General features: G+C 61.7%; 24 protein-coding genes. 13 read left to right on the top strand and 11 right to left on the bottom strand.

Annotated features, from left to right (window positions below):
• Positions 1-11: 11 nt before the first annotated feature.
• Both FGK63_RS07775 and FGK63_RS07770 read left to right on the top strand, forming a co-directional pair.
• Complete coding sequence (locus FGK63_RS07775) at positions 12-1,007, top strand: hypothetical protein (protein WP_218961116.1); 996 nt, start codon at positions 12-14, stop codon at positions 1,005-1,007.
• Positions 1,004-1,939 (top strand): hypothetical protein, encoded by a 936-nt coding sequence (locus tag FGK63_RS07770; protein ID WP_138841039.1) that lies wholly within the window; start codon positions 1,004-1,006, stop codon positions 1,937-1,939. The genes FGK63_RS07775 and FGK63_RS07770 overlap by 4 nt, the downstream gene beginning before the upstream one ends.
• Positions 1,940-2,097: 158 nt before the next feature.
• Here FGK63_RS07770 and FGK63_RS07765 read toward each other — a convergent pair whose 3' ends face one another.
• The gene (locus FGK63_RS07765; RefSeq protein WP_138841038.1) at positions 2,098-2,919 is read right to left on the bottom strand and encodes a hypothetical protein; all 822 of its coding nucleotides are present in this window, start codon (positions 2,917-2,919) and stop codon (positions 2,098-2,100) included.
• 145 nt (positions 2,920-3,064) lie between these two features.
• Positions 3,065-3,367 (bottom strand): DUF6476 family protein, encoded by a 303-nt coding sequence (locus tag FGK63_RS07760; RefSeq protein WP_138841037.1) that lies wholly within the window; start codon positions 3,365-3,367, stop codon positions 3,065-3,067.
• Between FGK63_RS07760 and FGK63_RS07755 the strand changes: the two genes are divergently transcribed.
• Both FGK63_RS07755 and rpoH read left to right on the top strand, forming a co-directional pair.
• On the top strand, positions 3,366-4,400 hold the full coding sequence (locus tag FGK63_RS07755; protein ID WP_138841036.1) for an RluA family pseudouridine synthase: 1,035 nt from the start codon (positions 3,366-3,368) through the stop codon (positions 4,398-4,400). The genes FGK63_RS07760 and FGK63_RS07755 overlap by 2 nt on opposite strands.
• Positions 4,401-4,546: 146 nt before the next feature.
• On the top strand, positions 4,547-5,443 hold the full coding sequence (gene rpoH / locus FGK63_RS07750; RefSeq protein ID WP_138841035.1) for an RNA polymerase sigma factor RpoH: 897 nt from the start codon (positions 4,547-4,549) through the stop codon (positions 5,441-5,443).
• Between the two features lie 126 nt (positions 5,444-5,569).
• Here the strand turns inward: rpoH and FGK63_RS07745 are convergent, their stop codons facing one another.
• The gene (locus FGK63_RS07745; protein WP_138841034.1) at positions 5,570-6,748 is read right to left on the bottom strand and encodes a dipeptidase; all 1,179 of its coding nucleotides are present in this window, start codon (positions 6,746-6,748) and stop codon (positions 5,570-5,572) included.
• A gap of 138 nt (positions 6,749-6,886) precedes the next feature.
• Between FGK63_RS07745 and FGK63_RS07740 the strand changes: the two genes are divergently transcribed.
• Positions 6,887-7,156 carry a DksA/TraR family C4-type zinc finger protein gene (locus FGK63_RS07740; RefSeq protein WP_138841033.1) on the top strand — a complete coding sequence of 90 codons (270 nt, stop codon included), beginning with the start codon at positions 6,887-6,889 and terminating at the stop codon, positions 7,154-7,156.
• A gap of 15 nt (positions 7,157-7,171) precedes the next feature.
• Here FGK63_RS07740 and FGK63_RS07735 read toward each other — a convergent pair whose 3' ends face one another.
• The 4 genes from FGK63_RS07735 to FGK63_RS07720 all read right to left on the bottom strand — a co-directional run bounded on the left by FGK63_RS07735 (position 7,172) and on the right by FGK63_RS07720 (position 10,587).
• Positions 7,172-7,408 (bottom strand): hypothetical protein, encoded by a 237-nt coding sequence (locus tag FGK63_RS07735; protein WP_138841032.1) that lies wholly within the window; start codon positions 7,406-7,408, stop codon positions 7,172-7,174.
• Positions 7,409-7,417: 9 nt separating this feature from the next.
• Positions 7,418-9,238 carry a M3 family oligoendopeptidase gene (locus FGK63_RS07730; protein WP_138841031.1) on the bottom strand — a complete coding sequence of 607 codons (1,821 nt, stop codon included), beginning with the start codon at positions 9,236-9,238 and terminating at the stop codon, positions 7,418-7,420.
• 90 nt (positions 9,239-9,328) lie between these two features.
• Positions 9,329-10,297 (bottom strand): alpha/beta fold hydrolase, encoded by a 969-nt coding sequence (locus FGK63_RS07725; protein ID WP_138841030.1) that lies wholly within the window; start codon positions 10,295-10,297, stop codon positions 9,329-9,331.
• A complete protein-coding gene (locus FGK63_RS07720) occupies positions 10,297-10,587 on the bottom strand; it encodes an SCP2 sterol-binding domain-containing protein (protein WP_138841029.1) in 291 nt (96 codons plus the stop codon). The genes FGK63_RS07725 and FGK63_RS07720 overlap by 1 nt, the downstream gene beginning before the upstream one ends.
• A 69-nt stretch (positions 10,588-10,656) precedes the next feature.
• Here FGK63_RS07720 and FGK63_RS07715 point away from each other — a divergent pair, with 69 nt between their 5' ends.
• From FGK63_RS07715 to FGK63_RS07690, 6 genes are all read left to right on the top strand, one after another.
• Positions 10,657-11,226 carry a tetratricopeptide repeat protein gene (locus FGK63_RS07715; RefSeq protein ID WP_171052592.1) on the top strand — a complete coding sequence of 190 codons (570 nt, stop codon included), beginning with the start codon at positions 10,657-10,659 and terminating at the stop codon, positions 11,224-11,226.
• 28 nt (positions 11,227-11,254) lie between these two features.
• Entirely contained in the window at positions 11,255-14,101 is a 2,847-nt protein-coding gene (locus FGK63_RS07710; protein WP_138841027.1) for a helicase-related protein, read from the top strand.
• Between the two features lie 6 nt (positions 14,102-14,107).
• On the top strand, positions 14,108-14,479 hold the full coding sequence (locus tag FGK63_RS07705) for an RNA-binding S4 domain-containing protein (RefSeq protein ID WP_138841026.1): 372 nt from the start codon (positions 14,108-14,110) through the stop codon (positions 14,477-14,479).
• A 66-nt stretch (positions 14,480-14,545) separates the two neighbouring features.
• A complete protein-coding gene (fdxA, locus tag FGK63_RS07700) occupies positions 14,546-14,884 on the top strand; it encodes a ferredoxin FdxA (RefSeq protein ID WP_138841025.1) in 339 nt (112 codons plus the stop codon).
• Positions 14,885-15,162: 278 nt separating this feature from the next.
• Entirely contained in the window at positions 15,163-15,672 is a 510-nt protein-coding gene (locus FGK63_RS07695) for a CarD family transcriptional regulator (RefSeq protein ID WP_138841024.1), read from the top strand.
• Positions 15,673-15,789: 117 nt separating this feature from the next.
• A complete protein-coding gene (locus tag FGK63_RS07690) occupies positions 15,790-16,560 on the top strand; it encodes an ion channel (RefSeq protein ID WP_138841023.1) in 771 nt (256 codons plus the stop codon).
• Here FGK63_RS07690 and cobS read toward each other — a convergent pair.
• Positions 16,557-17,321, bottom strand: coding sequence for an adenosylcobinamide-GDP ribazoletransferase (gene cobS / locus FGK63_RS07685; RefSeq protein WP_246043972.1), 765 nt, complete (start codon positions 17,319-17,321; stop codon positions 16,557-16,559). The two genes, FGK63_RS07690 and cobS, sit on opposite strands and share 4 nt — an antisense overlap.
• Positions 17,322-17,400: 79 nt before the next feature.
• On the opposite strand from cobS, the gene cobT reads away from it, so the two are divergent.
• Positions 17,401-18,414: a nicotinate-nucleotide--dimethylbenzimidazole phosphoribosyltransferase gene (gene cobT / locus FGK63_RS07680; RefSeq protein WP_138841021.1), complete on the top strand. Its 1,014-nt coding sequence runs from the start codon at positions 17,401-17,403 to the stop codon at positions 18,412-18,414.
• Positions 18,415-18,441: 27 nt separating this feature from the next.
• Here the strand turns inward: cobT and FGK63_RS07675 are convergent, their stop codons facing one another.
• Positions 18,442-20,313 (bottom strand): monovalent cation:proton antiporter-2 (CPA2) family protein, encoded by a 1,872-nt coding sequence (locus tag FGK63_RS07675; RefSeq protein WP_138841020.1) that lies wholly within the window; start codon positions 20,311-20,313, stop codon positions 18,442-18,444.
• A gap of 19 nt (positions 20,314-20,332) precedes the next feature.
• Entirely contained in the window at positions 20,333-20,788 is a 456-nt protein-coding gene (locus FGK63_RS07670) for an Lrp/AsnC family transcriptional regulator (RefSeq protein WP_138841019.1), read from the bottom strand.
• 149 nt (positions 20,789-20,937) lie between these two features.
• Between FGK63_RS07670 and hppD the strand changes: the two genes are divergently transcribed.
• Entirely contained in the window at positions 20,938-22,035 is a 1,098-nt protein-coding gene (gene hppD / locus FGK63_RS07665) for a 4-hydroxyphenylpyruvate dioxygenase (protein ID WP_138841018.1), read from the top strand.
• Between the two features lie 170 nt (positions 22,036-22,205).
• Here hppD and FGK63_RS07660 read toward each other — a convergent pair whose 3' ends face one another.
• A complete protein-coding gene (locus FGK63_RS07660; RefSeq protein WP_138841017.1) occupies positions 22,206-24,392 on the bottom strand; it encodes a hypothetical protein in 2,187 nt (728 codons plus the stop codon).
• Positions 24,393-24,415 lie beyond the last annotated feature (23 nt).

Raw genomic sequence — 24,415 nt, 5'->3', positions numbered from 1 at the left:
TTCACATAGGAATGCCCAAAACGGGAACCACTGCGCTACAAGGGTTTCTCCGAAGCAACCGCAACCTTTTGCCGGAATCTGGGCTGCGTTACATGGAGGCAGGCCGCCGACGGCTCAACGGAGAAGGCAATCTGCCCATCAGCCATAACAGGATCGTATTTGACCTCAACAAGACGCCCAGTTCCCTCGCCGGATTCCAAGAGGCGCTGGCCGAAGAATACGAGGCACATCGGCACCAGGCCTGCCTAGTCTCATCCGAGATGTTCTTCACGGCCGATATGGAGCGGCTAGCAAAAGTTTTTTCGGGCATTCCCGCCAAAGAGATCAGAGTTGTCTTTTATTGCCGCCGCTATTCAGATTTTTTCGAGGCCGACTACAAACAAAGAGCCAAAAACGGTCGCATCACTGGAGGCGCCACGAAGTTTGTCCGCGACCGGCTTGAGCAAATTGAGCGTTCTCCCGAAGGGCACAATTATTCCGGTCGTGTCGAACAGATCCGCATGGCCTTTCCCGAAGCGGCGATCGAACCGCAAATCTACGATCGCGCACTTTTGAAGAACGGCAACGTAATTGATGATTTTTTTGAGAAGATGGGCCTCGAAGTTCCTGACGGGGCATCCACGGACATGCCCGCCAATCCGTCGCTGTCCCGCGTGGCCAGCGAAGCATTCGGCATCGTGACGCGCGCGATGGGGAAACGGGAAAGCCGGAGGTTGCGCCGGCTTTCAGCAAAGGATCCGGTCATGTTGCGTCGTCATGATGTACTGGAATCTTCGGAACGCACTTGGCTGGACGGCTACCTTGCCGGCACGGACGACGGTTTTCTGCGCGAGTTCTTCCCCGACCGCAAAACGTTGTTTGAACCGCCGCAGTTGACCGAGGATGAACTCACCTTTCAACGGGACACCGCGGGAGAGGTCGAAGCCTTGCAAAAAGCCACTGAGATTGTTTTCCGAATGGCGTTGAGTTTCAACGTTTCAGGCCGCGGAATAGCGGGAAGGAAATGAATCGCGTTGTGTTCCTGCATCGGCCGGGGCAGGTCAACATGGGCGGCAAGATCATGCGTTGTGATCAGCTTTCCGTAATCGCCAGCAAGCATCTGGGGGATCGTTACCATTTTGAGGTCGCGTCGCCACCTCCACGACGTAGGCCGGTTCGACAACGCAGATTCGCCCAATCTCTTGACGGCGCCATTGTCATCCTGCTGAAAAACGCGCTGTCAGCGTTTACACCGTCCGCAATTCATGTCTTGCGCGCTCGGGTGCGTGGCCTTTGCATCGATCACCTCGACATTCCAGCCTCGCAGGAAACACTTGGCCTGGCGGATGTTCATATCGCCGCGTCTTTTCGAGGGAGGGACATTCTCGAAAAGACGCTGACCTCACGTGCTGACATCTCGCAGAGTGTCGAAGTGATGCATCTGGCGCATCATGCGGACCCGCGGCTGACCCCTGCACAAGACGAACCGGAAAACTTTGGGATTTCCTATTTTGGCAAGTTGTCGAATACCTACCTGCCGGCGGCCGTGGCAGGTTCAGTGCAGTCGCCTGACTACGGCCGCGACTACGGGTTTTCTTCGGTGATTGAGGCGATGCGCAGTTGCCCCATGCACTATTGCGTCCGCGAAAGAAGTGCTCGCCCTGCCGTCTCAGCCCGGCAGGCCAAGCCATTTACGAAAGGTTTCAATGCAGCGGCGGTTGACGCCAACGTCTTGGTAAACCGACAGGTTGATGATGCGATTGCCTATCTGGGTGAGGACTACCCCTTTCTGATCGATGACGCCTCGGAGCAATCGATCCTGGAGGGTATCGCAAGGGCGCGCGATTTGTACGGCAGCCCGGAATGGAGACGCGGACTGGAGGTAATGCGCGAAGTTCGCGCCCGCACCGCACCAGAGGAAATCGCGAGGCAACTTGGCGAGATTCTTGCGCTGTTTTAATGAATAATGCCTTGATCCAAAGGTGCAAGAGCAGCTTCGCTTATGTGCGAAGTAGTTCTATTTCGAGATCGGCTTTTTCCCGCTCATTTTCTTGGTTGTTGGAAGAAGAACGCGTCGTCGTTTGATTTTTGAAACGGCGCCGTCAATTTCCCTCTAATTCAGAAATCAGGGTCGAATGCCGTGGGGTCGACCTCAAACAGTTTGTACATGTGCTCGAGAAAACTTCCGTGAGGAGGTAGCGTGGTTTTCATCTCTCGAAACTTCCTGTGTTGAACCGACCCAAAAAGGTGAATTGAATAGGCACCTTCCCAATTAATTCTTGGGGAAACGCGATGAAAAGGTTTCAGTATGTGTTTTGGTTGCAGCGGATAGTGTGATGCCGCCGGCAATGCATGTCTTTCTTCCCCATGTTTGCGCATCAGCCAAGTAAGGGCGAGTGGTCCGAGCGCTTTATATGGCAAATCCTCAGGAGCTATTGCCCCGCTATCTTCTGAAAGGTCCTCCAATCGGCCTTTGTTTCTTTTCAGCCACGGGAAATTCACATTCGGTTTCTCGCAGGCTTTGATTAGATCAGATAATGTTGGCGAGTTATGAGGCACGCTTAGAACACCGACTGCCAATACGGGTGGATGCCATGCCAAAAAATAGTCCGATACAAAATCAAACGGCCTCAGAGCAAGAACGTCGGCGTCGACCCAGTAGTAGTTAGTCGTTGCCAATAAGAGGTACCGAAAATAGTCCGAAAAGGGTGCAAGAGAATTGCGTTCCTTGTTGACCCAGATTTTGTCTCTGCCGACAATTTGGTTGGCGTCTTTTATTGTCACGCCTGGCGGAACGTTCTTGACGTCATCGTAACAGAAAAGCACTGGATTCATGCCTTGTATTACCAAAGATTTCAGGCTGACATATTCCAAAGCGCTGAATGCGTCACCTACCCACAGCGTTGCCGGTTCTGTTCTAATGCGGTTTTCGTTGGACAATTCATTTCACCTAATCTTGAGGGGTCAAATCTTTGTAGTCGTTCCATTTATTTATCTCGCACGAACAAAGCACTAAATGCTCAAAGTGCCTTGTTCGCGCACGCGGCATGCGTAGCATGACCTAGACCAGTATGACATCGCAGTGTCACTCTACCGCAACCTCCTGCCTCAACCGCCCCGTTGTCTTGTCGAAGATCAGGATGCGTTGGTCGTCGGTGACGACGGCGTACCAGTTGTTGCCGATGGTCAGGGCCTGTGCGCGGGCGCCGTCGGGCAATTCGATCTGGTCGGGCAAGGTGGGGGTGCGGTCCGACAGACGGATGACAATCAGTGCGAATGTCACTAGAACGCCGCCAATCATCACCGCGGTCAGGGCCATGACCATCCGCCTGAGCAGTCTCAACTGCGGCGTTTCCTGCGGTTCTTGGGGTTCGGAAGGGACAGTCATGGGCACTCGCCTGGTAGAATTCGAAATCGCGGCCGCTCCGCCGCCCCGCCTTGATAAGGCGCTTTCGCGCGATGTGCCAGAAGAGGAAAGCCTGTCGCGGACCCGGTTGGCCCGCCTGATCGAGAACGGTTCGGTGTCGGTCGACGGCGCGGTGGTCACGGACGCCAAGGCGCGCGTCGTCGAGGGGGCGCGGATCTCCATTTCGGTCGAAGAGGCCGAGGACAGCCATATCGGGCCCGAGGACATCCCATTGGACGTCGTCTTCGAGGACGACGATCTGATCGTCATCAACAAGCCCGCGGGCATGGTGGTTCACCCTGCACCGGGCTCACCCGGCGGGACTTTGGTCAACGCCCTGCTGCATCATTGCGGCGACGATCTGTCCGGCGTCGGAGGCGTCAAGCGGCCCGGCATCGTGCACCGGATCGACAAGGACACCAGCGGCTTGCTGGTCGCCGCCAAATCCGACAAAGCGCATCAGGGGCTGGCGGCTCAGTTCGAGGCGCATAGCGTCGAGCGGTATTACCGCGCGGTCTGCTTTGGCGTACCCGAGGCGAACGATCCGCGTCTGCGCGGCGTCAAGGGGGCAAGCTTTGAGCCCGGAAACATCCTGCGCCTGACCACGCAACTGGCCCGCCACAAGACCGACCGCCAGAAACAGGCGGTGCTGTTTCACGGCGGACGCCATGCGGTGACGCGGGCCCGGGTGGTCGAGACCTTTGGATCTCCGGCCGTGCTTGCACTTGTCGAGTGCTGGCTGGAAACCGGGCGCACGCACCAGATCCGCGTGCACATGGCCCATGCCGGGCATGGGCTGGTCGGAGATCCGGTCTATGGCGGCAAGCGCAAGCTGCCAGCGCGGTCAATACGCGAGGAGGCGGCCGAGGCGGTGCGCGGCTTCCCGCGGCAGGCGCTTCACGCGGCGGTTCTGGGCTTTGAACACCCGGTCAGTGGTGAGAAACTTCGGTTCGAAGCGCCCCTGCCAGAAGACATGGAGAACCTGATTTCTGCGCTGCGCGCGCAGGTGTCATGAAGTGCAATTCAGCGTGATGAACGCATTCTTATCTTTTCTTAATGGAAGCTTAATAACAAACTGTTACCCCGTGGTCTTGAAAGGGCAACATGGATGACCCACATCCTATGTTAAAGAGCTAAACATTTCTCGGAGGGACACGGTACATGGCAAATTACGCAAATCTCCCTGCGCCGACGCCGGAAGGCGGTCTGAACCGCTATATGCAGGAGATCCGCAAGTTTCCTCTGCTCGAGCCGGAAGAAGAGTACATGCTGGCGAAACGCTGGGTCGAAGAGCAGGATACAGAGGCTGCGCACAAGATGGTGACGTCGCACCTGCGTCTGGCGGCCAAGATCGCCATGGGATACCGCGGCTACGGCTTGCCGCAGGCCGAGGTGATCTCGGAGGCCAATGTGGGCCTGATGCAGGCGGTCAAGCGGTTCGATCCGGAAAAGGGATTCCGTCTGGCCACCTACGCGATGTGGTGGATCCGCGCCTCGATCCAGGAATACATTCTGCGGTCCTGGTCGCTGGTCAAGCTGGGCACGACCTCGGCGCAGAAGAAGCTGTTCTTCAACCTGCGCAAGGCCAAGGCGCGCATCGGCGCACTGGAAGAGGGCGACCTGCGCCCCGAAAACGTCAAGCAGATCGCCGAGGATCTGGGCGTGACCGAAGATGATGTGATCAGCATGAATCGCCGCATGTCCGGAGGCGACGCGTCGCTGAACGCCACGGTCGGTTCGGACGGCGAAGGCACGATGCAGTGGCAGGACTGGCTGGAAGACGAAGATGCAGACCAGGCCAGCGACTATGAAGCCCGTGACGAGTTGGAAGCGCGGCGGGAACTGCTGGCCGAGGCGCTGGACGTTCTCAACGACCGGGAAAAGGATATCCTGACCCAGCGCCGCCTGATGGATCAGCCGGTGACGCTGGAGGATCTGAGCACGCAATACAAAGTGAGCCGCGAACGGATCCGTCAGATCGAGGTGCGGGCCTTCGAGAAGCTGCAGAAGAAGATGCGCGAACTGGCGCGCGAAAAGGGAATGCTGGCCACTATGTGATACGGCAACCGGTTTCCGAACGACCCCGTCCGGCCTTAGGTCCGGGCGGGGTTTCCTTTGCGAGGTCGGGGGCGAGGGGCCAGCCCCTCGCGCTCCCCGGAGTATTTGGAAAAAGATGAAGGCTGGTCAGTTGAGCCGGGCGCGGAAAACGCGAACCATGTTTTCGCCCATGACCTTGCGGATCTGCAATTCGTTCAGACCTTCGTCCAAAAGGGCCGAGGTCAAGGCGGCAAGCTCCGAAGTGTCGAAAGCGGTCTCGACCGAACCGTCATAGTCCGATCCAAGCGCCACGTGATCTTCGCCGACGGTTTCGACGGCCGCCTTGATCATTTTGGCGATGCCATTGGGGGAAATGTCGCCGCAGGTCACGTCCGCCCAGTACCCCATGCCGATCACGCCGCCGGTCGCGGCGATGTCCTGCATCAGATCGTCCGGGAAATTTCGTTTGACCGGGCAGTAACCATGCAAACCGCCGTGGCTGACGATCAGCGGAACGTCGGTGAGTTCCAGCACGTCACGTGCGACCTGCGGGCTGGAATGGGCGAGGTCGATGACAACGGGCCGGTTCGCCAGTTCGGCGACGACCGCTCGCCCGAACTCGGTGAGGCCGGAATTGCCCTCGCCATGCAGAGAGCCGCCCAATTCGTTGTCGAAGAAATGCTGCAACCCGAAAACCCGGTGGCCCGCGTCGAAGATCGGGTCGAGATTGGCCAGATCGCCTTCCAGCGGATGGCCTCCCTCGATACCGAGGATGCCGCCGACCACGTTTTCGCCCCGCGCCTTGGCATCCAGAACCATGTCGAGATCCGCGGCCGTCCTGATGATCTTGAGCTTGCCGTCCGACTCGGCCTCGAAGGCGTGCAGTTTCTCGGCCTGGTAGATCGCGCGTTCCCGAAGGCTGCCCCAGGTGCGCAGCGGCCAGAGCTGCCCGATCGCCAGAAGTGTAATGTTGTCAAAAGCATCTGCGGCGTTGCTGTCATAGTTCTGACCCGCCGGAGACTTGGTCACGGCAGTGAAGACCTGCAGCGCCACATTGCCCTCGATCAGGCGCGGGATGTCCACCTGACCGCGGTCGCCGCGCTGGTTCAGGTCGCGGTTCCAGAGCAGAGGATCTGCGTGCAGATCGCCCACGATCAGCGTTTCGTGCAGTTGCGCGGCGGTGTCCGATACTGGGTAGGGTTCATGGTCGATCACGTTGTTGCTGGTGTCCTCGACATGGGCCGGAAGGAAACCGAAGAAGATCACCGCCCCGGCGATCAAAGCCGCCAGCACCAGCCCGGACAGCCATTTCAGAATCCTTCGCATGTTCGCCTCTCCGCATTTTGTTGCCGGTAGAGTACGCACGGCTCTTGTTGAGGGAAGGCTGACTTTGCGTCGTCGGGCCGCCGACTTGCAGGATTTTCCCGACGCTGTAAGCTGAATGGCCTGCGAAGGAGAAATGGCATGGCCGGCGGCTGGGCGCGCGATGGCGCGGTAAGTGAACAGATCGAGGCGTCGATCAATGACGAACTGGCGCGGATGCAGTCGCAGAAGCGCCCGGTAGGAGAGAGCCTGACCCACTGCGCGGAATGCGAAGAACCGATCCCCGAGGCGCGGCGCGTGGCGTTGCCCGGCGTCAAGCTCTGCATCGATTGCCAGCAGGACCGGGATGCGGCGGTCAAGCCGCGCGCCGGCATCAATCGCCGCGGGTCCAAGGACAGCCAGTTGAAATAGGGTGAAGCGTCGGACCTATTTAGGTTTCTGGCGCCGTTTCCACCGCCTGTAAAGCTGGATGTCGAGCGCCGCGACCGCGACGCCCAGCGGGATCATCCAGAACCCCAGGATGGGCAGGAACCCCAAGGTACCGCCCAGGATCAGCACCAGACCCAGTGCCAGCCGCAACCCGCGCGGCACCCGAGCCCGAACCCGGTTCAGGAAGCCCCGGAAGCGGTCGCGGATGCTTTGCGGTTTCGGCGTTTCGGCCATGGCGCCGGCTTATTCCTCCATCGCCTCAAGCTCGTCGATCAAGCCCGAGATCATCGACAGCCCCTTGTCCCAGAATTTCGGGTCGCTGGCGTCAAGGCCGAAGGGAGCGAGCAATTCCTTGTGATGCTTGGATCCGCCTGCCTTGAGCATCTCGAAATACTTGTCCTCGAACCCTTCGGCACCGCTTTCGTAGACGGAGTAGAGCGCGTTCACCAGCCCGTCGCCGAAGGCATAGGCGTAGACGTAGAAGGGCGAGTGGACGAAATGGGGGATATAGGCCCAGAAGGTTTCGTACCCATCCATGAATTCAAACGCCGGACCAAGGCTTTCGGCCTGGACGCTCATCCACAATGCGTTGATGTCCTCGGGCGTCAGTTCTCCTTCGCGCCGTGCGGCGTGCAGCTTGCATTCGAAGTCGTAGAACGCGATCTGACGGACCACGGTGTTGATCATGTCCTCGACCTTGCCCGCCAGCAGCACCTTGCGCTGTTCCGGCGTCCTTGCGGTGTCGAGCATTTTGCGGAAGGTCAGCATCTCGCCGAAAACCGAGGCGGTCTCGGCCAGCGTCAGCGGGGTCGAGGCCAGCATCTCTCCCTGATCTGCGGCCAGCACCTGATGCACGCCGTGACCCAGTTCATGCGCCAGGGTCATCACGTCGCGCGGCTTGCCCAGATAGTTAAGCATGACGTAGGGATGAACCTCGGTCACGGTCGGATGCGAAAAGGCGCCGGGCGCCTTGCCCGGCTTCACGGCGGCATCGATCCATCCCTTTGAAAAGAAGGGCGCCGCGATCTCGCCCATGCGGGGATCGAAGGCGTTGTAGGCGTCCATGACCGTTTTCCGGGCTTCGTCCCAGTCGACGATGCGGGTATCCTCCATCGGCAGCGGCGCGTTGCGGTCCCAGACCTGCATCTTGTCTAGGCCCAGCCACTTCCGCTTCAACTCGTAGTAGCGGTGGCTGAGCTTGGGATAGGCAGCCACGACCGCCTTGCGCAGGGCTTCGACCACTTCCGGCTCGACGTCGTTCGACAGGTGGCGGCCGGTCTGCGCGGTCGGCATCTTGCGCCAACGGTCCACGACCTCCTTTTCCTTGGCCTGCGTGTTGTGAACACGGGCGAAGGTCTTGATATTGCTCTGGAACACGCTTGCCAGCTCTCGTGCCGCCTCTTCGCGCTTCGCACGGTCCTTGTCGGTCAGCAGGTTCAGGGTGCCTTCGATGTTCAACTCGTCGCCATCGACGACAAAGCTCAGTCCGGCGATGGTCTCGTCGAACAGACGTTCCCACGCGTCGCCGACGACGCCCAGATCGTGCAGGAACTTTTCCAGTTCGTCGGACAACTGATAAGGCTTCATCGCCCGGATGCGGCGGAACACCGGTTCATAGCGGGCGAGCTCGGCATTGGCGGCGAAAAGCGCCTTGAGAGCGTCGTCTTCGATCCGGTTCAGTTCCAGGGTGAAGAAGACCAGCGGAGTGGTGAAATTGGTGATCTTTTCCTGCATGTCCGACAGGAATTTCGCCCGCTCGGCATCGGTGGTCAGCTGATAGTAGCGCAGCCCGGCGAAGGACATGATGCGCCCGGCGACGGTGTTGATCCTTTCGTTGCGCTTCACGCAGTTCAACAGGCCGTCAGCGTCCAGATCGGCCAGCTTTCCCTCGTAGTCCGCTGCAAAACCGGCGCATTCCGCTTGGAGCCACTGCAGGTCCCGCGCCAGTTCCGGGGCGTCCTTGGAGGTGTAGAGATCGGTTAGATCCCATTCGGGGAGGTCACCCAGGTCGCGGGCGCCGCCGCGCGTGTTGGCATCGCGTACAGGAAAGGGAAGACGGATCATCGAACACCTCATGAAGCTGCGTTTGCCCACATCTATGCGCGGGACCACGCGATCACAAGCAATCAACGGTCCTTCGACGGGCGCCGGCGCTCAGGCGGTGCGGCGCGCGTTGTTCGGCAGGTTTGCCGAAAACAGTTCGGCGATCCGTTCGTAGACCGGGCCGCGAACGTCGGGGCCTTCCATCAGTACCTCGTGTTCGCCGTCAGGTATTTCCACCAGCGTACCATTGGGCCAGTCCTCCATACGCTTGCGGATCGCCTTGCGGTCCACGATCTGCTCATGACCGCCGAGGAAGGTCAGGCAGGGAATGTTCGGGGCGGGCTGCGCCATGAGGTACTTGCATTCGTCCAGCGCCTCGCGCAGCCACAGCGTGGAAGGAGCCCCCAGCGCCAGTTCGGGATGGGCGGCCAGTTGATCCTTCATCATGCGGAACATGTCCGGGTCCCGGGTCAGGACATTGCCCTCGAACGGCTGCGAGGCGACGTAGCTTTCCAGCGACGTGGTCGGCGGGGTCTTGTGGCCCAACCCGAAGCGCGGCCCCCAATAGGCGGTGATCTGGCTGAGGGGCTTCATGAGGGACGAGAAGAATATCCCCCACATCGGTCCGGTGAAGGCGCTGGCGCTGAAACAGTCCCGCTCCATCGCGGCGCGCTGCCCGATGGCGCCGCCCATGGAGTGACCGACGACAAACCACGGTTTCGGCAGGTCCAGTTCCGTCGCCAGGTCAAGAACCGCGGAAACATCCCGTTGATAGTCCGTGAACGCGTCGACATGGCCGATGCGCGGGTCGGGCAGCAACCGCTGCGCCAGCCCTTGTCCGCGCCAGTCGACGGCAAGAACGGCGAACCCGCGCCCGACGAATTCGCGCGCGGCATCGCCGTATTTCTCGACGTATTCCGTGCGGCCCGGAAACACCATCACCGTGCCGCTTGCCGCACCGGTGGGAAGCCAGTGTCCCGCGCGTATGCGGATACCGTCCGAGGTCTGCACCCAATGGGCCGCGCCACCGGCGGGGCCGCCGGCCACGTCTTCAAAGAATGGGGCCGGCGTCAGGGTCATCAGGCCAGCACCGATGCAAGCTTCATCGCAACACCCATGTCGCCATCCACGCTCAGCTTGCCGGACATGAAGGCGCCGGTGGGGTTCAACTCTCCGCTGAGGATCTGTTCGAAAGTCTCGGCATCGGCGCTCAGGGTCACGTCGGTATCCTCGTCGCTGACGCGCGCTCCGCCGGCGTCCAGCACGATGGAGCCGTGATCGGCAATCGCGAACTTGGCCGAGGAGTCGAATCCGCCGCCCGCCAGCTTTTCGTTCAGAGCGGCCGCGGCCTGTTCCAGAATGTCACTCATGGTATTCCTCATGTTGTTTCAGCGCCGTGATTGGACATCGACCAACGCTACGCTACAGTGACCATTGTTATGAGCATTGCATACCCCAATCTCAAAGGTATCGTCGCGGCAGTCGCGTTCATAGTCACGTTTTCCGGAAGCGGTGTGGCGGAAGAGACGATTTCCGGGGACGAAGCGACCTTGCTGGATCAACTGTCGCAGGCAGACCCGCCGCAGGCCTTGAGGATCGACCGGGAACTGCAGGCAATCTGGATGAAATCCGGCTCGGCCTCGGCCGATCTGCTGCTCGCGCGGGGGCGCGAAGCTCTGGACGTCGGAGATGTCGAAACGGCGATCGAACATCTGACGGCCCTCACGGACCATGCACCCGAATTCGCCGAGGGTTGGCACGCACGGGCCTCGGCCTTTTTCGGGCAGGAGCGCTATGGCTTGGCGCTTGCCGATCTCGAGCGCGCGCTGGCGCTCAACCCCAGCCAGTACGAGGCGATCTTTGGGCTGGGGCTGATCTTCGAGGCGCTTGGCCGCCCGGAACAGGCCTACGCGGCCTATTCCCGGGCGCTGTCTATACATCCCCATCACGAGGAAGTAACCAATGCCGTGAATCGGCTGAAGCCCCGGATCGAGGGCGAGGCACTCTAGCGCCCCGGAAACGGGGCAGGGGGCAAAGGTGAACGGGTCATCCCGAATCGTGGCCGTTCTTGGCCCGACCAACACAGGCAAAACGCATTATGCCGTGGAACGGATGCTGGGGCACCGGACAGGGGTCATCGGCCTGCCGCTGCGCCTGCTTGCGCGCGAGATCTATGACAAGATCGTCGCGATCCGCGGCCCTTCGGTCGTGGCGCTGGTCACGGGCGAAGAAAGGATCGTGCCGCCGCGCGCCCAGTTCTGGGTCTGCACGGTCGAGGCGATGCCGGAAGGCATGGGCGCGGATTTCGTGGCGGTGGACGAGATCCAGCTGTGCGCCGATCCCGAACGCGGCCACGTCTTTACCGACCGGCTGCTGCGGGCGCGGGGCACACACGAGACGCTGTTCCTGGGCGCGGACACCATGCGCGGGCCCATCGCCGCGCTGGTTCCCGAAGCGCAGTTCATGCGGCGCGAGCGGATGTCGCAACTGGTCTACTCGGGCTCGAAAAAGATCAGCCGTATGCCGCCGCGCAGCGCGATCGTCGGCTTTTCGGTGGAAAACGTCTATGCCATCGCCGAGTTGATCCGGCGTCAAAAAGGCGGTGCAGCGGTGGTGATGGGGGCTTTGTCGCCCCGCACGCGCAACGCGCAGGTGGCGCTCTACCAGAATGGTGAGGTCGATTACCTTGTCGCCACCGACGCCATCGGCATGGGGCTGAACCTGGATGTGAACCATGTCGCCTTTTCGGCACTGACCAAGTTCGACGGCCGGCGCATGAGGCCGCTCGCGCCGAACGAACTGGCTCAGATCGCCGGGCGGGCAGGGCGCGGCATGTCCGACGGCACCTTCGGCGTCACCGGCGAAGCGCCTCCTCTGGAAGACGGCGTGGCGCAAGCCATCATGGAAAGCCGCTTCACCCCGCTGAAAAAGCTCAACTGGCGCAACGCTGCGCTTCGTTTCGGTTCGGTGGCGGCGCTGATCGACTCGCTGGAAGTCAGCCCCGACGGCGAACATCTGACCAAGGCGCGGCCGGCCGACGACCTCAACGCGTTGAAATCCCTGGCTCAAGTGGCCGAGGTGGCGGCACGCGCCAGCGACGGCGCGTCGGTCCGTTTGCTGTGGGATGTCTGCCGGATTCCCGATTTCCGGGGCATCAGCCATGCCGAACATGCCGGGTTGCTCGAAGTGATCTACGGGCATTTGCACGAGCGCGGTTCGATCCCCGAGGACTTCATGGCGCGGCAAATCCGCCGGATAGACCGGACGGACGGGGATATTGATGCACTTTCCAAACGGTTGGCATATATTCGCACGTGGACATACGTCGCGCAGCGGAATGGCTGGGTACGCGACGAATCCCATTGGCGCGCCGAAACCCGCGCTGTAGAAGACAGGGTGTCGGACGCTCTTCATGACCGTTTGACTCAGAGATTTGTGGACCGGCGCACTTCTGTGCTGTTGCGCCGGCTCAAACAGAAGGAGGCCCTTTTGGCCGAAGTGAACGACAAGGGTGAAGTGACCGTCGAAGGCGAATTCGTCGGTCGTCTGGAAGGGTTCCGGTTCATCCCGGACAAGAATGCGCAGGGCGCCGAAGCCAAGACGCTGAAATCGGCATCGTTGCAGGCCCTGGCGCCGCAATTCCATCTGCGCGCCGACCGATTCTACAACGCGCCCGATACCGAGATCGATTTCACCGATCAGGGCGGTCTGATGTGGGGCGAACACGCCGTCGGCAAACTGGTTGTCGGGTCGGAGCCGCTCAAGCCCCAGGTCGAGGTTTTCGTTGACGAGGCGGCGGGCTCTGATGTGCAGCAGAAGGTTCAGCGCCGCCTGCAGCACTTCATCGACCGCAAGGTGGCCGCGCTGTTCGAACCGCTTCTGAACCTGTCGCGCGACGAGGCGCTGACCGGCTTGGCGCGCGGTTTCGCCTTCCGCATGGTCGAGGCGCTGGGCATTCTGCCACGCTCGGAGATTGCGCAGGAGGTCAAGGACCTGGACCAGGACGCCCGTGGCGCGCTGCGCAAGCATGGCATCCGGTTCGGCCAGTTCACGGTCTTCATGCCGCTGCTTCTCAAGCCCGCGCCGACGCGCCTGCGTCTGGTTCTGTGGGCGCTGGCCGAAGGTTTGCAGGAATTCCCCGAAGCGCCGCCGCCGGGTCTGGTGACCGTACCGACCGCGGCCGATGCGCCCAAGGGCTACGACACCATGTGCGGCTATCGCGCGGCGGGCGAACGCTCGATCCGCATCGACATGCTTGAGCGTCTGGCCGACATGCTGCGTTCCGAGGACAGCCGCGGCGGGTTCGAGGCCAAGGCGGACATGCTGTCGATCACCGGCATGACGTTGGAACAGTTTGCCGACCTGATGCAGGGGCTTGGCTACAAGGCCGAGCGCGGCGAACGCGCCAAGGCCAAGCCTGTCGCTGCTGCTCCTTCTGTCGAGGATGCTTCGGTTGACACCGCACCGGAAGGGCCGGATGCCGTTGAGACCCCGGAGACCCCGGCGCCGGCAGCTGAACCGGATGAGAGTGCAGCAGTGGCAGAGGCTCCGGAAGCCGACGCCAATGCAGCGGAAGTCGCACCCGCCGCGGCAGAGCCCGAAGAGCCGGAGACGGAGGTGTTCTATACCTTCACCTGGGGTCGCACCCGTCCTGCCAATCGGGGCCCGCGCCGCGAGCAGCGGACCGATCAAGCCCAAGGGCAGGGCAAGGGCAAACCTCGTGGCAAGCAGCGCGAAGGAGGCCGCGGCAAGCCGCAGGGCGCGAAGGGCGGCAAACCGCATCAGGGTGCCAAGACCTTCTCCTCGCGTCCGCCAAAGAAGGAAAAGGCCATCGATCCCGACAATCCTTTTGCGGCGTTGATGGCGCTGAAAGAGGACAACTGACCGGCCATGGCCGAGGCACCTGCCAAGCTGCGGATCGACAAGTGGCTCTGGCAGGCGCGGTTCTTCAAGACCCGCAGCCTGGCCGCCAAGCAGGTCGGCGGCGGCCATGTGCGGGTGAACGGGAACCGGGTCCTGAAACCGGCACATGCAGTGGGTCCCGGTGACGTCCTGACCTTTGCGCAGGGGCGCATCATCAGGGTGGTGCGCATCATGGCCCTGGGCGAACGGCGCGGCCCCGCGACCGAGGCGCAAACGCTGTATGCCGATCTGACCGAAAAGCAGGACGAGCCCCCGCCGAATCCGAAATACGAGGGAAATGGTAGGCCTTCGAAACGCGATCGGCGTGCGCTTGATCTTTCTCGCCGGTCGGAGGGGTGATCATCCCTTGAAGAAGGGGCTAGTCTGATTTAGCTAATCGCCCAAACCGCAAACGGGAATTCGACCATGACCTACGTTGTCACCGAGAACTGCATCGCCTGCAAATACACCGATTGTGTGGAAGTGTGCCCGGTGGACTGCTTCTACGAGGGCGAGAACACGTTGGTCATCCATCCCGACGAATGCATCGACTGCGGCGTCTGCGAACCCGAATGCCCGGCGGACGCGATTCGCCCCGACACCGAGCCGGGGATGGAGCAATGGGTCGAGTTCAACCGGAAATACGCCGAACAGTGGCCGGTGATCGTATCCAAGAAAGACCCTCTGCCGGACGCAGAGGAACGCGATGGCGAAGAAGGCAAGATGGAGAAGTACTTCTCGGAAGCGCCGGGCGAAGGCGGCTGAGTGATTCGCAGGTCAGGTTCGGGCCTTAGCGGGTTGGCCGGTCAATAATTCTTGGCTTCAGGCCTGTTGCCGCGCATCTGCGCCGGCTCCGCTTTCAGGCAGCCTGTTTTTGTGGTATGATGGTCTTCTACATGATGACAGAGACCGGGATGCGCTCCGTAAGTATGCTCACTTTGGAGTACTAATTTTGTGACAACTTCACCAGCTGTCGGGGCATCTCCGCCCTGCCTGCGGTTTTTTGTTGCCTGTGTTCCGGTCTGCAATGAAGGAAAGACTGAATGACCAAGTCGAAAAAGCTCGAATTCCGCCCCAACGACTATGTTGTGTACCCGGCGCACGGCGTCGGCCAGATCATCTCGATCGAACAACAGGAAGTCGCGGGATTTTCGCTCGAGCTGTTCGTGATTTCCTTTGAAAAGGACAAGATGACCCTGCGGGTGCCGACCAACAAGGCCACCGAATCCGGTCTGCGTTCCCTCAGTTCGCCTGACGTGATCAGTCAGGCCATGAAGACACTGAAGGGCAAGGCCAAGGTGAAACGCGCCATGTGGTCCCGCCGCGCCCAGGAATATGAACAGAAGATCAACTCGGGCGACTTGATCTCGATCGCCGAGGTGGTCCGCGACCTGCACCGCACCGACGACCAGCGGGAGCAGAGCTACTCCGAGCGTCAGCTTTACGAAGCCGCGCTCGAGCGTCTGACCCGCGAAGTCGCAGCCGTGTCCGGCGGCGACGAAATCTCGGCCGCAAAGCAGGTGGACGAGGTGCTGACCTCGCGCGCCGCCTGATCCAAAAACATGTCAAAAAAGGCCGCTCCTCACCGGGGCGGCCTTTTTCGTTGCTCGAACAGTTGCTTTCAAACCCGTAACCACGCTTAACTTTTGCTGACTGCGTGGAGGCGGAGAATGTCGAAGCTCAAGCAACAGGTGAGGACGCTTTATCTGGGCACCGGGCCAGTATCCGTCCGCTTTCGCTATGTGCTGATCGTGTTCGATGCTGCGACCATCATGTTCTTCGTCGGCACCGCGCATGTGGAACACGGTCCCGCATTGACTGCGGCCAGCATGGTGATGGGTCTGATCATCCTCATGGATTTCTCGGCCCGGCTGTGGATTGCCAAGGACAAGTGGAAGCATCTCAGACAGATCTACACGCTGGCGGATGCGATCGTGATAGCTGTGCTACTTCTCGATCCATTCCTGACCCAGACACTGGCCTTCCTGCGGGTTCTCAGGGCCCTGCGTCTGATCCATTCCTATCATCTGCTGCGCGATCTGCGTCGGGACAGCAGCTTTTTCCGGACGCACGAGGATGCGATCATCGCCACCATCAACCTGCTGGTCTTCGTGTTCGCCACTTCCTCTGCCGTTCTGGTGTTCTTTGTGCCGCCGAACAGTGAAACCCCTTACATCGATGCGCTCTATTTCACGATGGCGACGCTGACCACGACCGGGTTTGGCGACATCACCCTTTCGACGCCTGCGGGCAAGCTGTTCTCGGTCTTCATCATGGTGGTGGGCGTGGCGCTTTTCGTGCGGCTGGCGCAGGCGATTTTCATGCCCCGGAAGGTGCGGTACAGATGCCCGGGTTGCGGCCTTTTCCGGCATGATACCGATGCCGTCCACTGCAAGCATTGCGGCGGGCTTTTGAATATCGAGACCGGCGGGGCAAGCTAGACCTGCGCGCTCAGGGCCAGCAAGAACCCGATTTCTGCCGCCTGTTGCGTGGCGCCCAGAATATCACCCGTCTGCCCGCCGATTTTCGCCTTGGCGATCGCAGCAAGGACGGCCGCCGCCAGAGTGGCGAATAGCGCCGGGATCATTACGCTCGTCCCGGCAACAACCAGAATCAGCGCCAATGCCAGCGCCAGACCCGCCATGCAGGCCGAGGCCGGCGGTGCGCCGACGCGATGGCTTAGACCTGCGCCGCGCGCGTTCGGAAGGGCCGCCATCATCACCGGCATCAGCGCACGGGACCAGATCGCGGCAGCCGGAAGGATCCAGAACGCCCCGCCGGCGATCAGTGCGGCGATCGCCGAAAACCTCAGCAGTTGCGACAGGACCAGGGCCAGTACACCGTATGTTCCGATGTGGCTGTCCTTCATGATTTCCAAGCGGCGCTCGGGGGTGAACCCGCCCCAAAACCCATCTGCGGTGTCGGCCAGGCCGTCCTCGTGCATTGCACCGGTGGCGAAGGTCATCGTTGCCAGCACCAGCCCGGCGCAGATCCAAGGCGACAGATCGGCCGCAAGCCCGATCCATCCGACCCCGCAGGCCAGGAGCCCGACCGCCAGACCGGCCAGCGGGAAGGCCCAGGCCGCCTGCGCCTGACGTGTGAAGACTGCGTCAGGCAAGCGGGGTAGGGGCAAGCGCGTCAGCAGGACCAGCGCCAGTGGTATGTCCCAGAGGGAAAAGGGCTTTTTGTCGCTTTTGGTCACTCCCTGGCCTCTCCGGGTCTTGTGGCAACGGGTGCAATGGTTAAACACGCAGGACCACTCTGATGCAACGAGGCTTTCCATGCTGCCCGAACTGAAAGATCTGAAGACGTTCCGCGACTTGCTGGCCGATGCTACCGGACCGGACCGGGCCGCGGCGAAGGCCGCCGAAGAGCGCAATGGGCAACTGACGAAACCGCCAGGGGCCTTGGGGCGTCTCGAGGAACTGGCGATCTGGTATGCGGGTTGGCGTGGGGATGCACGGCCGCGGATCGACGCGCCGCAGGTCATCGTCTTTGCCGGCAATCACGGCGTGACGGCGCAGGGCGTATCCGCCTTTCCGCCGGAAGTGACCGAGCAGATGGTACTGAACTTCCGGCGTGGCGGGGCTGCGATCAACCAACTGGCCAAGGCCGCGGGCGCCAAGATGGATGTTCATGCGCTCGACCTGGACAAGCCGACTGCGGACTTCACCCAAGGTCCGGCGATGGGCGAGGACGAATTCCTGGCGGCTCTGCGGGCCGGGTGGCAGGCCGTGGACCCGAAGGCCGATCTGTTGGTTGTCGGTGAAATGGGGATCGGCAACACGACCCCCGCCGCGGCCATAGCCTGCGCGCTGTTCGGCGGGGCGGCTGCCGACTGGACCGGCCGTGGAACCGGGGTGGACGATGCCGGGCTGGCCAACAAGACCCGCGTCGTGGCTGAAGGCGTCGCCATGCATGGCGGCAACGGCGACGGGCTCGAGATCCTGCGCCGCCTTGGCGGTCGCGAGATTGCAGCCATGGCTGGGGCCATCGCGGCGGCGCGGATCCTGCGCATCCCGGTGATCCTTGACGGGTTCATCTGCTCGGCGGCGGCGGCATGCCTGGCGCATTCGGCGGCAGGGTCGCTGGACCATGCAATCGCAGGGCACCAAAGCGCCGAAAGCGCGCATGGAGCGGTTCTGGCCAGGCTGGGCATGCAGCCGCTGCTTGCGCTGGGGCTTCGCCTGGGCGAAGGCTCGGGCGCGGCCCTTGCCATCAATATCCTGAAAAGCGCCGTTGCCTGTCATTCCGGCATGGCGACCTTTGCCGAAGCCGGAGTTTCGGACGCCTGAAACGCGCGCTGACCCGCTTTGCGCGGGTCAGGCGGACTTCTTGGCGTTTTCCTCGGCCAGTTGCAGCAGCGCGGTCTCGAGATCCTTCTCCAGCAACTGCGACCGTTCGACATATGCCTTGTTCTCGGCGGTCGGGACGCCCGGGATCCACAATTCCGCCAGATCGCGCACCGTCTTGCGGTCATGGTGGTAGAAGGTCTGTTCAGCCTGCGCTGCCTCGTATTCGCTAAGACCCACATTCTCGAGCACGTAGCGGCCAGCCCGCAGCGCGGCGTCGAACACTTCGCGGACGATGTCGTTCGCGCCCGCCTGATAAAGTTCGTAGACATGGTTGCGGTCGCGCGCGCGGGCGACGATATGAATGTCCGGCCGATGACGGCGGGCGTAGGCAACCAGCTTGGTCACCTGCTTGTGATCGTCCATCGCGGCCACCAGCACCTGCGCCTTGTCGATGCCGGCGGCACGCAGTAGTTCGGGCCGGGTCGGATCGCCGAGGAATCCCTTGACCCCGAAACGGCGCATCAACTGGATCGTCTCGATGTTGTTGTCGAGGATCACCGTCTTGAAACCGCTGGCCTGCACAAGCCGGTTGACGATCTGACCGAAACGCCCGATCCCGGCGATGATGACCGGCCCCTTTTCGTCGATCTTGTCCGGCTGGGGCTGCGGGCTTCTTTCGCGCAGGTTGCGGGACAGCAGGTCATAGACGATGAAAAGCAACGGCGTGATCAGCATCGTCAGGGCGATGATCATCAACAGTTTTTGCCCCAGGGCAGGCGGAATGACATTCTGCTGGGTCGAAAAGGCCAGCAGCACGAAGCCGAATTCGCCCGCCTGCGCCAGGCCCAGCGTGAACAGCCAGTGATCGCGCCCCTTGAGCTTGAAGGCCCGGCCCACCAGGTACAGGATGATCCCCTTGATCAGGATCACCAGCAAAGCCAGTCCGATCAGGTCCAGCGGATCCTCGAAGAAAAAGCCCACGTCGATGCCTGCGCCGACGGTGATGAAGAACAGGCCCAGGAATAGGCCCTTGAACGGCTCCAGGTCGCTTTCCATTTCGTGCCGGAATTCCGAGCTTGCCAGCACCACGCCGGCGATGAACGCGCCGAGAGCCGGGGAAAGGCCCACCAGCGTCATGAGAAACGAGATGCCCACCACGATCATCAGCGCAAGCGCCGTGTACATCTCGCGCAGACGGGTGGCGTGGATGAAGCGGAACAGCGGCCGGGTCAGGTAGATGCCCGCCAGGACGACAAAGCCGACGGCGGCGATGGTCACCAACGTCACGGCCCAGCCCGGCAGCCCCTCGACAAGCGACAGGGTGTCGTGATGCGCCCCGGTGTCCGCCCTGCCAATCGACCCGTCCGCGGTGATATGGACATTGGGATAGATCGCCAGCAAGGGCAGGAGGGCCAGTATGGGAATGACGGCGATATCCTGCGTCAGCAGCACGGAAAAGGTCGCGCGCCCGCCCGTCGTCTGCATCAACCCCTTCTCCGACAAGGTTTGCAGCACGATGGCGGTGGATGACAGCGACAGGGTCAGGCCGACGGCCAGCGCGATTGTCCACGGTTGGTTGGCGGTGATGGCGACAAAGGCGATCGCCAATGTCGACAGGCCGATCTGCAGACCGCCAAGCCCCAGCAGCTTGTCCCTCATGTCCCAAAGCGCCCGCGGCTCCAACTCCAGACCGATGAGGAACAGCATCATCACCACGCCGAACTCTGCCACGTGCTGCAGATCCTCGGTCTCGGCGCCCACTAGCCCCAGGACCGGTCCGATCGCGATGCCGGCAGCCAGATACCCCAGCACCGAACCCAGGCCCAGGCGCGCCGACAGCGGCACCGCGATCACCGCGGCCGCCAGGTAGATCGAAGCCTGGTAGAGGAATTCTTCCATGATTGTCCTTTCTCGGGGCTCAGGTCGGCAAAGGGGCGTCGCGTTTCAGCTGATCCATGACGATCTGGCTTTGCACCCGCGCTACCGCAGGATGCGGCAGTATCACCTCGTGAAGCAAGCGGTTCAGGGCGGGAAGATCGTCGCAATAGACGTGTAAGAGGTAATCCGCCTCTCCGGTCATCGTCCAGGCGCTGGTGATCTCGGAGCGGGAGTTCACCATGCGGGCGAAACTGGCGGATTGTTCCGGGCCGTGAGTGCCCAGGTGGACCTGAATGAAACCCTGCACGTGAAGTCCCAGTTTCAGCGGGTCAAGCTTGGCGGCGTAGCCGGTTATGTAGCCCTCGGCCTCGAGCCGCTGCCGCCTGCGCCCGGCCTGGCTGGGCGACAGGTGCAGCATCTCTCCCAGCTGATGCGCCGTCAGGTGCGCGTTCTTTTGCAGGGCCGCCAGCAGGCGCGTGTCGGTGGAATCCAGCATGTGCGGCGTTTCCTCGTTTTCATGGCATGTAGTGCGGAAATCACGCATGTGAATAGAGGATATCGGAAAAGAACGCGCAGAAACAGCATGAGCTAAGAAGTATTCTTGACTCAGCTAATCGCATTCCCCCTACGAACAGGAGACGCGCCATGGGTCCTTTCCCCCACAACGCCCCGAAATCCGTCATCAGCAAAGAAAACCCCTCCGGCACCGACGGCTTCGAATTCGTCGAATTCGCCCATCCCGAGCCGCAGGAACTGCGTGTTCTGTTCGCCCGAATGGGATATGAACTGGTCGCGCGCCACAAGGACAAGCCTGCCGTCGAGCTTTGGCAACAGGGCGACGTGACCTACATCCTGAACGCCGACCCGGACAGTTTCGCCGCCAGGTTCGTCGATGAGCACGGGCCCTGCGCCCCGTCCATGGGCTGGCGCGTGGTCGATGCCCAAAAGGCTTACGAGCATGCCGTCTCGAAAGGGGCCGAGCCCTACGACGCCGCCGACAAGACCATGAATGTGCCGGCGATCAAGGGGATCGGCGGATCGCTGATCTATTTCATCGATCAGTATTACGATACCTCGCCCTACAACGAGGAATTCGAGTGGCTGAAACAGTCCAAGCCGCGTGGCGACGGGTTCTATTACCTCGATCACCTGACCCACAACGTCTACAAGGGCAACATGGACAAGTGGTTCAAGTTCTACGGCGACCTGTTCAACTTCAAGGAAATCCGCTTCTTCGACATTCAGGGCAAGTTCACCGGCCTCTACAGCCGGGCGCTGACCTCGCCCTGCGGCCGCATCCGCATCCCGATCAACGAGGACCGGGGCGAAACCGGGCAAATCGTGTCCTACCTCAAGAAGTACAAGGGCGAAGGCATTCAGCACATCGCGGTCGGCACCGATGACATCTATGCCTCGACCGACGCGATTGCCGAGAAGGGTCTGAAATTCATGCCGGGTCCGAACGAGGCGTATTACGACATGTCCTACGATCGCGTGAAGGGCCACGACGAGCCCAAGGACCGGATGATGAAGCATGGCATCCTGATCGATGGCGAAGGCGTGGTGGATGGAGGCGAGACCAAGATCCTGCTGCAGATCTTCTCGAAAACTGTGATCGGCCCGATCTTCTTCGAATTCATCCAGCGCAAGGGCGACGACGGCTTCGGCGAGGGCAACTTCAAGGCACTCTTCGAATCCATCGAACGCGAACAGATCGAAAGCGGCGAGATATCCGCCGCCTGACGACGCAATTGGGAGGCCGGATCGGTCAAGGCCGATCCGGAACTGCAAAGCGCCGCGCCATGATTGCGCGGCGCTTTTTTTGTTCTATACCAAGGCGTAGCCGGCGGTTGCTCAGTTGGGAGAGTCGCATCGACGAATGAGAGGCAAGCCGTGTGTCGTCTTACGGCGCCTCAGCCCTTGGGCATGCTCAGGGTCATGTTTCGACCGCTTTTCTGATAGCGCAATTCGCTGTCGCTGATGGCGATGATCTTGCCGCCGTCGATCCGATCGCCCACAGCCACTTTCTTGTACCGCCCGTTCGGCAGACGAACCAGGGCGCGGCGGTTTGCAGGGGTTCCGTAGACGCCGATCAGGTTGATGCGCTTGAGGTTGATCGCGTTGTCCACGGTCGCCTGGCGGGCCACCGATGCCGACGAAGGCAGTTTCGGAGTGACTTTCTGGGCGGCGACCGGTTCCGCCTCGTCCCCTTCCTCCAATTCGTCGCTCTGTGGCGCGGCGGCGGCGCTCTTTGCGGCCGGAGCCCGCGCGACCTGCACAGCGATGTTGGCAGGGCGGGGTTTCGGTACGGGAGCCCGGACAACGGCCAGCGCGGTCGGGGTCTCATCGACCTCGGGTTCGACCTGAAGGGATTCAGGGCGGATCTTGGGCCGGACGCCGGCCAGTTCCTCGCGCGACCGGCCGCCAAGGTTCAGCCGTTCGTTCTGCTCGACCAGCGTTTCAGGCCGCAGGCGCGGGCGCAGGCCGGCCAGACGCTGCTGCGCTTCGTCGATTTCGGGCGCGGGTTCGGCCCGCTCGGGCACGGCCGGCGGGACCGAGTCGGGACGGCCGAGATAGACCATTACCCCGTCAGGGTTGAGCGTGCCTTGCTCGCTGGGCGCGACGAGCCCGCGGTCATCCAGTTCGAACCGGGTGCCGGCGGAGACGGGCAGGCTTACTTGCTCGAGCGGCGCATCAGTGCCGAATTCCTGCGCCTTGGGCAAGGCAACGGCATCCTGCGACAGGTCGGCATGGTCGATCGACGAAACATAGAGGTCGATCGCCGGGTCGGAACCGGGAGCCTCCGGCGCCTGCGGCGCCTCGGCCAGCAGCTCCTCCGAAGAATAGACATCCTGCTCGCCTTCCGGGTCTTCTTCTCCAACCCTTTCAATGGTTTGCGGTTCGATGCTCAAGGCGTCCAAAACCGCGGTATCGGTGGCGGTCAAGTCGGTGTCAGGATCGGTATTCTCCTGCGGCGGCTGTTTCGCTGCCGGGGGAAGCGCATCGGCAGGAACCTCGTCATCGTCTGCGAAAACCTTTGCCTTGTCACCGCCCGGGCTTGGCGTCGCGTCCGCGATGATCCGTGTTTCTTCATCGGCGGGGGCAAAAGGTTCATCCCCAGGGAAAAGCAAGGCCCAGCCAATGACGGCCGTCACCACCACGGCACCGGCTGCAAGCGCCGGCACCAGCAAGCGGCGTTTGGCGGGGGTCTGGTTGCGAGCACCGAAAATGGTCATGCGCTGCGCCTCGTCCATGTCCTCGCTTCCGGGCAGGCGCTGCGCGGCAAAGGCTTTGGGAGACGCGGGTTCCGCGATCGGGTGGATGGTGGGCGCGTCGGGGGTCGGCTTATCAGGCTCCGCCGGGTCAGCGGTCGCCGCCTGGGATTCCGGTTCGGTTTCGGTTTCCTGAACAGGGGCTATGGCGGCGTCGGTCGCTGCAGGCTCTTCGGCGGTGGCAGTCTTGTCGCTTTCCGCGAGCCCGGCCTCGACTGTGTCGTCCTCTGCGCTCTTGTCGGACCTGGCTTCGCCGGTGTTTTCCTTTGTGCTCTCGGCGGGTTCAACCTCACCAATGACCTCGACCGCGATGCCGTCCGGTTCCACTGCGTCGGACCCTGTCAACTGTTTGCCCAAGGGCGACAGGCCAAAGAACGGCTCGCCGGGATAATCCTCGGGCGAGGGCTTGGCGACATAGCTGACGGGCTGAAACCCCTGCTCGACGGCAAAGCCGTTCGCCTCGTCCAGCGTCAGCTTGGCGACCGCGGCGGCGTGGGTGATCGGTCCGTCCTGAACGGTGTCCAGGACGATCTCGGACAGGGAATAGGGGATCGCCTCGGCCAGTTTTGCCCGGACCGCGTCCAGCCTTTCATCTTCCGGCAAGTCGCCCGTTTCCACGGCCAGGTAGCGGACCTGGTCGTTCGGAATGATGATCTTGCACCGCGTGTCGTCATCCAGCGCCGCGGCGCGGTCCCGAAGGTCGCGCATCGCCTCTTTCAGGCCGGGCGCATCGACGGGAACCGTGCCGACAAGCAGCCAGCCGCCATCGGTTCGATGCAGCAACGCGATACCATCGATCGACAAGGACAACGCAAATGCGGGTTTCATGGATTGGAATGACCGTAAAGTTT

This window comes from Ruegeria sediminis (genome assembly GCF_005938215.1).
Classification (GTDB): Bacteria; Pseudomonadota; Alphaproteobacteria; order Rhodobacterales; family Rhodobacteraceae; genus Ruegeria; species Ruegeria sediminis.
The sequence above is the reverse complement of the archived record's forward strand: the minus strand, read 5'-3'. Positions and strand labels throughout refer to the sequence as shown.

What these genes read in the sequence shown, in the direction of transcription:
- FGK63_RS07775 (WP_218961116.1), top strand. Translation starts at nt 12, where the DNA reads ATGCCCAAAACGGGAACCACTGCGCTACAAGGGTTTCTCCGAAGCAAC.
- FGK63_RS07770 (WP_138841039.1), top strand. Translation starts at nt 1,004, where the DNA reads ATGAATCGCGTTGTGTTCCTGCATCGGCCGGGGCAGGTCAACATGGGC.
- FGK63_RS07755 (WP_138841036.1), top strand. Translation starts at nt 3,366, where the DNA reads ATGGGCACTCGCCTGGTAGAATTCGAAATCGCGGCCGCTCCGCCGCCC.
- FGK63_RS07760 (WP_138841037.1), bottom strand. Translation starts at nt 3,367, where the DNA reads ATGACTGTCCCTTCCGAACCCCAAGAACCGCAGGAAACGCCGCAGTTG.
- rpoH (WP_138841035.1), top strand. Translation starts at nt 4,547, where the DNA reads ATGGCAAATTACGCAAATCTCCCTGCGCCGACGCCGGAAGGCGGTCTG.
- FGK63_RS07745 (WP_138841034.1), bottom strand. Translation starts at nt 6,748, where the DNA reads ATGCGAAGGATTCTGAAATGGCTGTCCGGGCTGGTGCTGGCGGCTTTG.
- FGK63_RS07740 (WP_138841033.1), top strand. Translation starts at nt 6,887, where the DNA reads ATGGCCGGCGGCTGGGCGCGCGATGGCGCGGTAAGTGAACAGATCGAG.
- FGK63_RS07735 (WP_138841032.1), bottom strand. Translation starts at nt 7,408, where the DNA reads ATGGCCGAAACGCCGAAACCGCAAAGCATCCGCGACCGCTTCCGGGGC.
- FGK63_RS07730 (WP_138841031.1), bottom strand. Translation starts at nt 9,238, where the DNA reads ATGATCCGTCTTCCCTTTCCTGTACGCGATGCCAACACGCGCGGCGGC.
- FGK63_RS07725 (WP_138841030.1), bottom strand. Translation starts at nt 10,297, where the DNA reads ATGACCCTGACGCCGGCCCCATTCTTTGAAGACGTGGCCGGCGGCCCC.
- FGK63_RS07720 (WP_138841029.1), bottom strand. Translation starts at nt 10,587, where the DNA reads ATGAGTGACATTCTGGAACAGGCCGCGGCCGCTCTGAACGAAAAGCTG.
- FGK63_RS07715 (WP_171052592.1), top strand. Translation starts at nt 10,657, where the DNA reads ATGAGCATTGCATACCCCAATCTCAAAGGTATCGTCGCGGCAGTCGCG.
- FGK63_RS07705 (WP_138841026.1), top strand. Translation starts at nt 14,108, where the DNA reads ATGGCCGAGGCACCTGCCAAGCTGCGGATCGACAAGTGGCTCTGGCAG.
- fdxA (WP_138841025.1), top strand. Translation starts at nt 14,546, where the DNA reads ATGACCTACGTTGTCACCGAGAACTGCATCGCCTGCAAATACACCGAT.
- FGK63_RS07695 (WP_138841024.1), top strand. Translation starts at nt 15,163, where the DNA reads ATGACCAAGTCGAAAAAGCTCGAATTCCGCCCCAACGACTATGTTGTG.
- FGK63_RS07690 (WP_138841023.1), top strand. Translation starts at nt 15,790, where the DNA reads ATGTCGAAGCTCAAGCAACAGGTGAGGACGCTTTATCTGGGCACCGGG.
- cobT (WP_138841021.1), top strand. Translation starts at nt 17,401, where the DNA reads ATGCTGCCCGAACTGAAAGATCTGAAGACGTTCCGCGACTTGCTGGCC.
- FGK63_RS07675 (WP_138841020.1), bottom strand. Translation starts at nt 20,313, where the DNA reads ATGGAAGAATTCCTCTACCAGGCTTCGATCTACCTGGCGGCCGCGGTG.
- FGK63_RS07670 (WP_138841019.1), bottom strand. Translation starts at nt 20,788, where the DNA reads ATGCTGGATTCCACCGACACGCGCCTGCTGGCGGCCCTGCAAAAGAAC.
- hppD (WP_138841018.1), top strand. Translation starts at nt 20,938, where the DNA reads ATGGGTCCTTTCCCCCACAACGCCCCGAAATCCGTCATCAGCAAAGAA.
- FGK63_RS07660 (WP_138841017.1), bottom strand. Translation starts at nt 24,392, where the DNA reads ATGAAACCCGCATTTGCGTTGTCCTTGTCGATCGATGGTATCGCGTTG.